We start from the raw sequence: 12,312 nt of genomic DNA, 5'->3' as shown, positions 1-12,312 counted from the left end.
TATAAAAACGTTATGATGAATATAAGTGGTTTAATCATAACACATAATGAGGAAAAAAATATGCAGGAAGTTCTGGAGTGTTTTGATTTCTGCGATGAAATAATCGTAGTAGACTCATTCAGTACAGACAAAACTGTAGAAATTGCAGAAAGCTTTCCAAATGTAAAAGTGATTCAGAATACCTTTGAAGACTTTACAAAACAGAGAAACCTGGCTTTGGACGCTGCAAAAAACGATTGGGTTTTATTCCTTGACGGAGACGAGAGGATAACTCCCAAATTAAGAGAAGAAATTATTGAAGAACTAAATAAACCCGAGAAAAAAGATGCCTATTATTTTTACAGGAAATTCTTTTTTGCCGACAAACCGATCCACTTTTCCGGAACTCAGTCTGATAAAAATTTCAGGCTTTTCAGAAAATCGAAGGCAAGATATACTGCCGGAAAGAAAGTACATGAAACACTGGAAGTAAACGGAACTATTGGGATTTTAAAAAACAAACTCCTTCATTACTCTGTCTCGGATTATGAATCTTATCGGAAAAAGATGATCCATTACGGAATTTTAAAGGGGAAAGAATTGGCTGCAAAGGGAAAAAAGTTCAATATTTTAATTCAATATTTTAAAACAGCTTTTAAATTTTTTAAAGCATATGTAATAAGACTTGGGATTTTGGACGGGAAAGAAGGATACCAGCTTTCTTATTTGCAATCATTGAGTGTTTTTGAAACATATGAATCATTAAAAAAAGAGCAAAATTAGTTGAATGAAGATCTGTATCATTAGTTATGATTTCTGGGATTACGATAAGTATATTGTTGAAACATTATGCCAACGCGGTATTGATGCGCATCATATAAAAATCAGTACCGTTACTCATTCTAATTTTAATGAAAGGGCCGTCAATGCTTTAAGCAAAACTTTCTTAAGCAAAAATTTAAAAAAAGAAAAAAGACAAAAATACGTTCTTGATTCTTTGGAAAAACTAGGACATCAGGATCAGATTCTGGTCTTAAATCCGGATACTTTCGATATTGCCACGCTTGAAAAAATCAGAAAATATACCGACAGACTTATCACCTACCTTTACGACAACCTCGAAAGAGTACCTGTAGAAGGAAGACTTCATCTTTTTGATAAGATTTTATCTTTTGACATCATTGATGTTGAAAAACACGGCTTCGAAAAAATCACCAACTATATTTATCTTCCTTTCACACCTAAGGAGCAGCAAAATCCGCAGATGGATCTTTTCTACATCACTTCTTATGACAACCGCAGAGTTTCGCTTATAAAGAAATTAGCAAAAAAACTTCTGGCTCTCGGTCTGAAATTCCAGATCATGGTCATCGGAAAAAAATCGTGGAAACATCAGCTGACCAATATTTTTATTAAAGTTCCTGAAAATCTGTTTTTAATTTTCAGCATAAAAAAAATTCCGCACGACGATCTACCGTCCTACTACAAAAATTCTAAAGTACTTCTGGATTTGATGCGTGAAGGCCAGTACGGATTAAGCTTCCGAGTTTTTGAAGCGATGTCACTTGAAAAGAAAATCATTACTGATAATGAAGCCATTAAAAGCTATGATTTTTACAATCCCAATAATATTTTGATTTTAAACGAAAATATTAGTAATCTTGACAAATCTTTCTTTGAAACACCCTACGAAAAAATTCCTGAAGAAATCTATTACAGATATACGCTGGACAGCTGGGTAAACAAAGTTTTTGAATTGAACAATAAACACTAAGGGATGGGAATTTTAAAAAAAATAAAAAAACACTTTAAAAGAAAAAAAAAGCTCAAAGATCTTAAAACCAGGGATATCGTTAATATTCATTTGTACGATCCCACAAAAAAGACCATCCTTTTTGCTTCCAGAGATTTTCCCACTCACGATAAAGATTCCGGATCCAACAGACTTAAAGAAATTATTTTAATCTATAAAGAATTGGGTTATAACTGCATTTTGTTTGCCCCTAATGTTTTTGAAGACGACTCATATGTAAAATTTTACCAGCAACATAATGTCATCGTTTTTGTAGAAAATAACATGTACAAAAATATCTATGATTTTCTTAAATCTTTTAAAAATATAGATTATGTATGGTTCAATGGTCCTCTTGCTTTGAATTTATTCTATAAAAAAATGAAAAATATTCTGCCTCGTACAAAATTCATTTACGATATGGTAGATATTCACTTTCTACGGTACAAAAGAGCTATTGAGCTTGAGCCGAACCGTATTTCTTTAAAGAGAAAGTATACGCATTTTTTCCGTCTGGAAACAGTGATTGCTCCTCAACTCGATTATATTATTGCCATTTCGGATAAGGAAAAAGAGATCATGAGCGAATATGCCGACAAGAATAAAATCATCACGATCTCAAATATACATTATCCTAAAATTGATATTTCCGAACGAAAAAATTTCAGAGACAGTAAAGGAATTATTTTTATCGGATCCATTCACGAACCGAATATTGATGCGGTAAAATTTCTGTATGAAAAGATAATGCCCCTTGTCTGGAAAGAAAATCCTGATTTGGAGGTAAGTGTGATTGGAAATGTTGCCGATAAATTAGATATCAAACTATATCCTAAATTCAGATTTTTAGGGTTTGTAGAAAGTATTGAAGATCATTTTATGAATTCTAAAATCATGGTCGCTCCGTTGAGATTCGGGGCTGGTGTCAAAGGAAAAATAGGCCAGGCTTTTGAGTATTTTTTCCCTGTTGTCACCACAGATATTGGTGCTGAAGGAATGAAACTGGCCGACAAAAAAAATGTATTGATTGCCAATGACGAAAAAACTTTTGCAGAAGCCATTCTACAATTGAATAATAATGAAGAACTTTGGGATACATTAAGCAAAAATTCGGTAGACAGCCTGAGAGCGTTTTCTCCGGAAGAAGTAAAAGAAAAACTTAAAACATTGTAAGCGATGCAGTTGAGTATAAATTATCATGGTTTTTTTGACGGGAATTTCGGAATTGCCGAAGCAACACGTCTAAATGCTATTGCTATGGAGAGCGCTGGCATACAAGTAAATAGAATTAACTACTCAAGTGACACGCTTGAAAAAATAAAAAGTGAAACCGAACCGGAATTTCAGTCCTACATTAATATTTTTCACATCAACAGTAATGTTACCCATGAATTTTTTTCGAAAAATCAGGATATTAACCTTGCCGGACATTACAATATCGTTTATTGGGCTTGGGAATTTCCGGAAGTTTCTGATAAAACGGTTGATTTTTTAAATATTTTTGATGAATTATGGGTTCCAAGTGATTTCTGTGTCAACATTTTTACAAAATATACGGGAATTCCGGTCATGAGATTCTCCCACCCTATCCAAAAAATGGCAACATCGGAAGAATTTGATTTTAATACATACCAAATTAAACCAAATTCTAAAGTATATGTTACGATTTTCGATTCTCTAAGTACAACCATCAGAAAAAATCCGGAGGCTACTATTGAGTCTTTTATTAAAGTTTTTAACAATGATCCTGAAAGTGTTTTAATTGTAAAAACACACAATCTGGAAAGAAGCAAGGATGCTCAAAAAGCTTTAGAAAAATATAATAATATACCAAACATAATCATTATTAATGAACATTTTTCTAAAGAAAAGCTCCATTCATTAATTCAGAAGTCGGATGTTCTTATTTCTCTTCATGGCTCTGAAGGTTTTGGGTTAACTATGGCTGAAGCTATGTCGTACGGAAAAGTGGTGGTGGGAACAGGCTATTCCGGAAATCTTGATTTTATGAATGTAAACAACAGTTTCCTTATTCAGTATGACTTCATCAAAACCTCTAATACAAAAGGATTAATTGCGGAAGGGTTAACTTTGGCAAGACCTAATATTGAAGATGCTGTTGAAAAGTTGAAATATATTAAAGACAATTTTAATGCTTTAGATAATATAAAAAATAATGCAGAAGCCCAAATCCGTGAAAGTTTTTCAATTGAGTCGATTGGGAATTTATTTAAAATAAGATTATCTTTTATAGACCAGTTTGGCAAAAAAGAAAACACAGGAGGTAGCAATGCAGACAATGTTTTTCATTTAGCTGAAATTGATAGACTTACTCGTAAAGTCAATTATCTGGAAAAAACTTTATACAATAAAATCAGAAAAAAAGTAAATATTTTTTTGAAAAAAATGAAGGGTAAAAAATAATTACATTTTTAATTTAAGGATAAAAAAAGGCGGCCTTATTGAGCCGCCTTTTTTGTATTCATTTCTTTTCTTTTCTTTTTCGGAAGTACATTTTGATACCGTAAATAAATTCGATAGGCTTACTTTTTTTATAAATTCTCAAATCTTTTTTAAGGTAAATATTTTCGATATATAACTTGATAAGTCCAGATCTGTTTTGTGAGATTTTTTCGCCGGAAATCAATTCTTCGCATCTTTTTTTAATCAGCTTACCAATTCCTGAAAGTGAAAAATCATTAGCAATAGTTTCACGACCTTTCTCAGCAATAATTTTAACATCTGTTTCTCCTTCATATACTTTCTTTAAATATTCAGAAGCTTTTTCTAAAGATGGTTCCGACCAGATGGTATTAGAACTGTAATTAAGATCATCGGAACCGTAAGAAACTTTTTGAGCATCAATCAGAAAACTGTTTTCATGATTCATAAACTGTAAATTTCCCGAATAATTTGTCCCAATTGTAGGCTTTCCAAAATACATTGCTTCAGCCATAGTTAACCCAAAACCTTCCGATCTATGAAGAGAAATATAACTGTCACAATTGCTGATAATATAGTTTAAAGAATTTTTATCGAATATTTTCTCAACAATTTTTATTTTTTTTGAATCTCCGATTGCCTGTAAAATTTGTTCTTTTTCATCGGCAAAACGGTTAGATTTTGAGGTTTTAATTGTTAAAAAGGCATTATTTTCATATTTATCAAAAGTATCTTTAAAAACTTTTATCAAATTGATCACATTTTTTCTCTCAATAGAACTGTTGTAATCGAATATAAATAAAAAATTAAAAAAATCTTTAGTAAAGAAATTCAGAGCATCCTCATCTTCAGTCGGTTTCAGATCAATATTTATAGGATGCGGAATTACTTTTATAGGCAATGCGATGAATTTCTCCAGACATTTCTTGCAATATTCTGAAGGCGTCCAAACCTCATCAAACAAATTGATATTTACGATATAATCTTCAGGAATTGTTTCCGATTCCCAGGCAACATAAAGAATATTGTACTTTCCTTTAAATAAAGAATAATCAAAATATTCAAAAAAGTGAAGCACTTCTGATGGAGAAACCTGAATTAAATTAATGGGGTGTACTGCATGTTCGGAAAATTCAGTAAAAGTAAAGTCATTATTATTATGATTGGTATTCACGTTATAATTAAACAGGCTCATCGGAATACCAACTGATTGTATAGACCTGCAATTCAATCTTGTAGCTTCCGCAATGCCAAATTCTCCATTAATAAATCCAAAAACACTTATTCCTAAATCTACCATTCTATTATTATTCTAGTTCTTATTAGTCTTCTAATGTTCCATAAAAATCATTCTGCTTTTTCTGCTTTTCAAAATTCTTCTTATGAATTAATGATAATTTGTAATCTTTTGGTACTTCTGTAAAATTTTTATTTCCATATAAAATTTCGTGTACTTTATTTTTCCAGAAGATCTTTTTGTTGTTTTTAAGAATTCTCATCTGATAGTCCGGGAAGTTGATATATCCATCCTCGTTCATATCCCAACCCATTTCTTTTACATATTCATCTGTAATTCCTTCTACAATATTAATCCTGGGAACAGAGAAAACTTCTACACTTTTCTCTTTTCTCAAATATGGTTTCAAAGTCTTGATAAAATATTCCGTAGGATATTCATCCGCATCGATTTGGAAAAGATATCTTGAGTTTGAGTTCTCAATAAGCTTATTTTTGAAAGTTGCAAAATCTCCATTCAATTTAGCTTCAATCACTCTTATTTTTGATTGGTATTCATCCAACAATTCCCCTACTTTCTGATCCGGATTGGTGATATCACGCAGGATAAGAATCTCATCCTTCTTATCAATCAGCGGCAATAATATATCAAGAAGAACCCTTAATTCTTGGTGTTCATTACAGACAGTTATCCCGTAGGTAATGGTAATTGGCTTTAAGAAATTAAACATTATTTTTGTTAATTAATTGTTGTTCATAAGATTTATCATTCAAAATTTCAATTTTTAAATTATTAATTTTAAAAGAATTTGGTTTGCTGAAAAGCTTTTTTATAATGCTTTTCTTCGATTGTTTCAGTTCATCTGTAATATCTGCAAGATTTCTAAAACTATACATATTTTTTTCAGAAAGCTTTTTTGCATCAAATCTTATCAGAATATCATCAGAAAAATCTGCATTTTTAGCCCTGAATTTTTCTTTTAGATCAAACGAAGTATTTTCTTGTTCTTCTTTAATATATTTTTCAGCGTTGAAATCGGAATAGATATGATCTACAAATATCTCCAATGCTTTAATAGCTTCATCACTGGGATTCTCCAGAATAAGACCAAACTTCAATTTCTTTTTTGTTCTGGACTGATTCGTAAACCCCCACTTTCTAATAAAATTACGAAGTGAATTTTCTTCTATTTTTTTTGTTTTATTCTGAAATTCTTCAGAAAATCTTGATGTTTTGCTTACAAAATGATAAACAATGGCGTTCGGACAAACAAATGTTTTTTCTCCCGACATTCTCAGCCTCAGAATAAGATCGTCATCTTCGCAGAACATGGGCTTAAAAAGCGGATCCAGTCCGTTTATTTTTAATAAAAGTTCTTTTTTGGCAGCCAGAAAAAAGCTCACATCTTCCGTATATGCACCTTCCTGTTTTTTCTGCTCACTTTCAAATCGGAAAAAATCTTCAAATCTGAACGTTTCAAAATCACTTCCAAAGTCCTGAATTTCTTTCCAAAGCCTTTTGTCTGATGCAAAAATTGGAGGCTCAATCACTTTGTAATAAACAAGATTATTTTTTGCTAATGCTTTAGCGATTTCAGATAAAAAATTTCTACCAATAACCATATCGTTATGTAAAAAACAAACATAATCTTTAGTAGAAATTTCTATCGCTTTATTATAGGTATCAGAAAGAGTTTTTTCTTCCGGGTCTGAAAAGTAAACCAGGTTTTCATCTTTTAAAGAATCCAGCCATTCATGAGTTCCGTCGGAGCTTCCATAACTCACAAAAACAATTTCCGTATCAGGATAGTTTTCTCTTATCGAGTAATAACAACTTTTAGAATATTCTAAATTGTTTTTTAATCCTATTAAAAGCGAAATATTATTACTCATGTTCATACCAGTTTCTAATTTTTCCTTAGAAAATACAAATGTAAATATCTAAGATAAAAAAAACAGTAAAAATCCTGGAATTCTTACTGTTTAAAAAATTATTATTAAAATGTTATTATTTAACTTCTATCATAATCATCCTCTATCCTCACAATATCATCCTCCCCAAAATACGTTCCTGTCTGTACTTCGATGAAAACAACGGGCTTGTCGGAAAGGTTCATCATTCTGTGTTTTGAACCCAATGGGATGAAAATACTTTCACCGTATTTCAGGTTAATTTCTTTACCATCCAGCACTACGGTAGCATCCCCTTCAATGATGGTCCACTGTTCCTGTCTTTTGTGGTGATACTGGTAAGACAGTTTTTGTCCTGGATTTACTTCGATTCTTTTCAGTTTGTAATTCGGCTCATCAGCCAATACAAAATATTTTCCCCAAGGTCTTTCTCCTATTTCTAACATAACTTACTTCTTATTAATTTATACAAATGTAGATATTCAAAACAAAAAAGCCAACAACCAAAAGATTAAACCTCCTTAAAACACATAATTTTGAGTAAATTTGCATCAAAATTTTAATTAAAATGGAGAAAGTAAGAGTACGTTTTGCTCCAAGTCCTACAGGACCTTTACATTTAGGAGGCGTAAGAACCGCATTATATGATTATCTTTTTGCTAAAAACCAGGGTGGTGAGTTTGTATTGAGAATAGAAGATACAGACACTGCAAGATATGTGGAAGGAGCAGAAGAATACATCGAGGAAGCTCTGGAATGGTGCGGAATCATCGCGGATGAAAGTCCTAAAAAAGGAGGAAAATTCGCTCCATACAGACAATCGGAAAGAAGAGATATTTACGACAGATATACCGAGCAGATCCTGAAAACAGATTATGCTTACATCGCTTTTGATACGGCTGAAGAATTGGATGCCATCCGTGCAGAGTATGAAGCAAGAGGTGATGTTTTTTCTTATGATAACAAAACGAGAAACCGTTTGAAAAACAGTATTGCGCTTTCTGAAGAGGAAGTTGAAATGCTTTTACTTAATAAAACGCCTTATGTCGTAAGATTCAAAATGCCGGTTGACAGAACATTAAATCTTGAAGACATCATCCGTGGAAAATCTTCCGTAAATACCAATACTTTAGACGATAAAGTTTTAGTAAAAAACGACGGAATGCCGACTTACCATTTTGCCAATATCATCGATGACCACGAAATGGAAATTTCCCACGTGATTCGTGGTGAAGAATGGCTGCCTTCTCTAGGTTTACACATTTTATTATATGAAGCGATGGGTTGGGAAGCGCCTCAGTTTGCGCACCTTTCTTTGATTTTAAAACCTGAAGGAAAAGGAAAATTAAGCAAAAGAGATGGTGACAAATTCGGGTTCCCTGTATTTCCTTTAAACTTTACAGACCCTGCAACGGGAGCTGTTTCTAAAGGGTACAGAGAAAGCGGATATCTTCCGGAAGCATTCATCAATATGGTTGCTTTGCTGGGCTGGTCTCCTGCTGATGATAAAGAAATTTTATCTCTGGATGAAATGGCTAAAGAATTTGATTTAAATAAAGTTCATAAAGCCGGAGCAAGATTCAGTAAAGAAAAAGCAGAATGGTTCAATCATCAGTATATTCAAATGAAATCTGATGAAGAATTGCTTCAAATGTTAAAAAGCTCAGATTTACATTTAAATATTGAAGATGAAAAATTAATAAAGATTATTCATCTGATGAAAGAAAGAGCAACTTTCCCGAAAGACATCTACGAAAACGGAAAATTCTTCTTCGAAGCACCGACTTCTTATGATGAAAAAGCATCGAAAAAAGCTTGGAACGAAGAAACTTCAGGCATTTTAGGAGAATTGGCTTCCAATTTAGAAGCTGCGGACTTTAATGCTGAAAACCTGAAGCAGATTGTACATGATTTTGCGGAAAACAAAGGTCTGGGAATGGGTAAAGTAATGATGCCTTTGCGTTTGGCATTGGTTGGAGAATTGAAAGGTCCGGATGTTCCGGATATTCTGGAACTTATTGGTAGAGAGGAAAGTATCTCCAGAATAAATAATGCGATCAATAATTTTAAATAGTTTTTGATAATTTTTCATAAATTTGAAAGATTTAATTTACTTCAAGAAATGGAATATTTAAGTTTCGAACTACCTATCAAAGAACTCATGGATCAACTTCAAACCTGTTCTTTAGTAGGAGAAGAAAGTGGTGTTGATGTAAAATTAGCATGTAGCCAGATAGAAGACAAGATTATAGAAAAGAAAAAGGAAATCTATTCTAGCCTTACTCCTTGGCAGAGAGTACAACTGTCTCGTCACCCGGATCGCCCTTATACCCTGGATTATATCAACGGAATGGTAGACAAAGGAAGTTTCCTGGAACTTCACGGAGACAGAAATTTCGCTGATGATCCTGCCATGATCGGTGGTTTAGCTACCCTGGACGGCCAGAAAGTGATGATCATAGGAACTCAAAAAGGAAGAACAACTAAGGAAAGACAGCACAGAAGATTCGGAATGCCGAATCCTGAAGGATACAGAAAAGCCCTAAGACTGATGAAGCTTGCTGAAAAATTCCAGATTCCTGTAGTAACTTTGGTGGATACACCGGGAGCTTATCCTGGGCTGGAAGCTGAAGAAAGAGGACAGGGTGAAGCTATCGCAAGAAATATTTTCGAAATGGTTCAGCTTAAAACTCCGATCTTTACCTACATCATCGGTGAAGGAGCAAGTGGCGGAGCATTAGGAATCGGTGTCGGAAACAAAGTATATATGTTGGAAAATACATGGTATACGGTAATCGCGCCGGAAAGCTGCTCATCAATCCTTTGGAGAAACTGGGATCACAAAGAAGATGCTGCGAATGCATTGAATCTTACTCCGAAAGATGCGTTAAGAGAAAAATTCATCGACGGAATCATTGAAGAACCTCTTGGAGGAGCACATTATGATCCTGAGGCTACTTATTTAAATTTGAAAAATTCAATTTTACAAAATATCAAAGCCTTCTCAAAATTCACAGGACAAGAACTTGAAACCCAAAGACAAGACAAATTCATTGCGATGGGGCAGTTTAAAGGATAAAAAAAACGGTTAAGAAATTTCTTAACCGTTTTTTATTTTTCTTTTATAAATTAATCCTCCCTCAGATTCAGTTCGATCTCAATATCCTTATTGATTTTCTTTAACGAAGAATATTTGGCATCACAAACCATTGTCGTTAAAATATATTCGCCTTTATCCACCAATAAAAAGTTTTGCCCGTTGGCCGGTACGTCAAGGTTATAATATTTTTTCCCGCTGATCTTTACAATCAGGTTACATTTGGATCTGTTCTTAATATTAATGTACGCTTCCTTATCCATAGGATCGTTGTTGAACATATGAGTAAGCATCGCGGCGGTTTTCTTATGCTGTTCACTCGGTCCCGTTTTTTTACTTGCTCCGCCTACGCTTGCGTAGGTCACTGTTCTTTCCGGAGCTGCAGCACTTGCTGTATTGGCTGCGATAGTTTTACTGCTGTTAAGACTGTTGTTTTCTAGAATTTCCTGTTTTATTTTGTCTTCACTTACGGCTTTGATGGTAGGTTTTGCTTCCGGAGAATTGTCTGCCATGATGATCTGGATCAGCTTCTTTTTGAAATAATCGGTCTTGGCATGTCCCGGATTTTGTTTTAAAAACCCTGCAATCACTCTTGCCTCTGAAGTGGTTTCAGCATCACTTTCTGTATAGATGATGGCTGTTTCCTTCTCTACAATGGCTTTAGATTTCGCTTTTTTCTTTTTTTGCGAGAACCCAAGAGTGAAAATACATAAAAATATGAGGAGAAATATTTTTTTCATTAACTAAACATTTAAAATTTTATTAAATATACAAATAACGCAAAAAGTCATTTTTTAGTTTATCATTAAAATCATTATCTTTGCACTGCTTTAAAATTAAGCTAAATATTAATACTAAATTCTTACAATAAAAAAATAATAGATATTATGTCTTATACACCAGCTGCTGCAGACGTAGCAAAATTGAGAAACCAGACAGGTGCAGGTATGATGGACTGCAAAAAAGCTTTAGTTGAAGCTGAAGGAGACTTCGAAAAAGCAGTAGACATCCTTAGAAAAAAAGGACAAAAAGTTGCTGCTAACAGAGCTGACAGAGAGTCAACTGAAGGTGCGGTAATCGCAAGAGTAAACGAAGATAACACGTTAGGTGCTATCATTTCTTTGAACTGCGAAACTGATTTCGTTGCTAAAAACGAAGCTTTCATCGAGCTAGCTTACGAATTAGCTGAAATGGCAATCTTCGCTGCTACTAAAGAAGAGCTTTTGGCTACAGACTTCCACGGAATCACTGTTGCAGAGAAATTAGTTGAGCAAACAGGTGTTATCGGTGAAAAAATCGAGATCGGTGCATTCGAAAGAATTACAGGACCTTTCTTAGGAGCTTATATCCACGCTGGAAACAAAATCGCTTCTATCACTGCACTTTCTGCTAAAGTAGACGGAGCTGATGAAGCTGCTAAATCTGTTTCTATGCAGGTTGCTGCGATGAATCCTATCGCTCTTGACGAAACTGCTGTTTCTCAGGAAACTATCGACAGAGAATTGGAAATCGAAAGACACAAACTTACTGAAGAAGGTAAGCCTGCAAACATTATCGAAAACATTCTTAAAGGTAAAATGCAGAGATTCTACAAAGACAACACTTTGGTACACCAAGACTTCATCAAGGACGGAAGTATGTCAGTTGCTGACTATGTAAAGTCTATCAACGGAGACCTGAAAGTAACAGGATTCGTAAGAGTAAGCTTATAATCTTTTCAGATTAAAAATATTGATCCCGGTGATTTTTCATCGGGATTTTTTTATTTCACCAAATTATGAATTTGTTTTAAATATTAAAAAATAATTAAATTTTCACCAAAATGAACCATGAAGTACAAATACCAGAAAAATTT

The 12,312-nt window shown here is 33.5% G+C and carries 12 protein-coding genes; 7 read left to right on the top strand and 5 right to left on the bottom strand.

The window, feature by feature from the left end; all coding sequences use genetic code 11:
- Window positions 1–12: 12 nt before the first annotated feature.
- From BMX24_RS18885 to BMX24_RS18870, 4 genes are read left to right on the top strand one after another with little or no spacing between them, the layout of a single operon-like run.
- A complete protein-coding gene (locus tag BMX24_RS18885) occupies window positions 13–762 on the top strand; it encodes a glycosyltransferase family 2 protein (RefSeq protein WP_089795618.1) in 750 nt (249 codons plus the stop codon).
- Between the two features lie 4 nt (window positions 763–766).
- The gene (locus BMX24_RS18880) at window positions 767–1,753 is read left to right on the top strand and encodes a WaaS/CpsH family glycosyltransferase (protein WP_089795616.1); all 987 of its coding nucleotides are present in this window, start codon (window positions 767–769) and stop codon (window positions 1,751–1,753) included.
- Window positions 1,754–1,756: 3 nt separating this feature from the next.
- A complete protein-coding gene (locus BMX24_RS18875; protein WP_089795614.1) occupies window positions 1,757–2,944 on the top strand; it encodes a glycosyltransferase in 1,188 nt (395 codons plus the stop codon).
- Between the two features lie 3 nt (window positions 2,945–2,947).
- Window positions 2,948–4,195, top strand: coding sequence for a glycosyltransferase (locus BMX24_RS18870; RefSeq protein WP_089795612.1), 1,248 nt, complete (start codon window positions 2,948–2,950; stop codon window positions 4,193–4,195).
- Window positions 4,196–4,253: 58 nt separating this feature from the next.
- Here the strand turns inward: BMX24_RS18870 and BMX24_RS18865 are convergent, their stop codons facing one another.
- From BMX24_RS18865 to BMX24_RS18850, 4 genes are all read right to left on the bottom strand, one after another.
- On the bottom strand, window positions 4,254–5,513 hold the full coding sequence (locus BMX24_RS18865) for a glycosyltransferase (protein WP_089795610.1): 1,260 nt from the start codon (window positions 5,511–5,513) through the stop codon (window positions 4,254–4,256).
- A 22-nt stretch (window positions 5,514–5,535) separates the two neighbouring features.
- Window positions 5,536–6,180: a glycosyltransferase gene (locus tag BMX24_RS18860; protein WP_089795607.1), complete on the bottom strand. Its 645-nt coding sequence runs from the start codon at window positions 6,178–6,180 to the stop codon at window positions 5,536–5,538.
- Window positions 6,173–7,342, bottom strand: coding sequence for a glycosyltransferase family 2 protein (locus BMX24_RS18855; RefSeq protein ID WP_170835755.1), 1,170 nt, complete (start codon window positions 7,340–7,342; stop codon window positions 6,173–6,175). Before BMX24_RS18855 ends, BMX24_RS18860 begins: the two co-directional genes overlap by 8 nt.
- 119 nt (window positions 7,343–7,461) lie before the next feature.
- Window positions 7,462–7,806 carry a phosphomannose isomerase type II C-terminal cupin domain gene (locus BMX24_RS18850; protein ID WP_089795603.1) on the bottom strand — a complete coding sequence of 115 codons (345 nt, stop codon included), beginning with the start codon at window positions 7,804–7,806 and terminating at the stop codon, window positions 7,462–7,464.
- A 122-nt stretch (window positions 7,807–7,928) separates the two neighbouring features.
- Here BMX24_RS18850 and gltX point away from each other — a divergent pair, with 122 nt between their 5' ends.
- Both gltX and BMX24_RS18840 read left to right on the top strand, forming a co-directional pair.
- On the top strand, window positions 7,929–9,434 hold the full coding sequence (gene gltX / locus BMX24_RS18845; RefSeq protein WP_089795601.1) for a glutamate--tRNA ligase: 1,506 nt from the start codon (window positions 7,929–7,931) through the stop codon (window positions 9,432–9,434).
- A gap of 48 nt (window positions 9,435–9,482) precedes the next feature.
- Complete coding sequence (locus BMX24_RS18840; RefSeq protein ID WP_089795599.1) at window positions 9,483–10,439, top strand: acetyl-CoA carboxylase carboxyltransferase subunit alpha; 957 nt, start codon at window positions 9,483–9,485, stop codon at window positions 10,437–10,439.
- Between the two features lie 50 nt (window positions 10,440–10,489).
- On the opposite strand, the gene BMX24_RS18835 is transcribed toward BMX24_RS18840, so the two are convergent.
- Window positions 10,490–11,197, bottom strand: coding sequence for a DUF6759 domain-containing protein (locus tag BMX24_RS18835; protein ID WP_089795597.1), 708 nt, complete (start codon window positions 11,195–11,197; stop codon window positions 10,490–10,492).
- Between the two features lie 147 nt (window positions 11,198–11,344).
- On the opposite strand from BMX24_RS18835, the gene tsf reads away from it, so the two are divergent.
- Entirely contained in the window at window positions 11,345–12,169 is an 825-nt protein-coding gene (tsf, locus tag BMX24_RS18830; RefSeq protein WP_089795594.1) for a translation elongation factor Ts, read from the top strand.
- The last annotated feature ends 143 nt before the right edge of the window (window positions 12,170–12,312 follow it).

Source organism: Chryseobacterium wanjuense, assembly GCF_900111495.1.
Taxonomy (GTDB): domain Bacteria; phylum Bacteroidota; class Bacteroidia; order Flavobacteriales; family Weeksellaceae; genus Chryseobacterium; species Chryseobacterium wanjuense.
The sequence above is the reverse complement of the archived record's forward strand: the minus strand, read 5'-3'. Positions and strand labels throughout refer to the sequence as shown.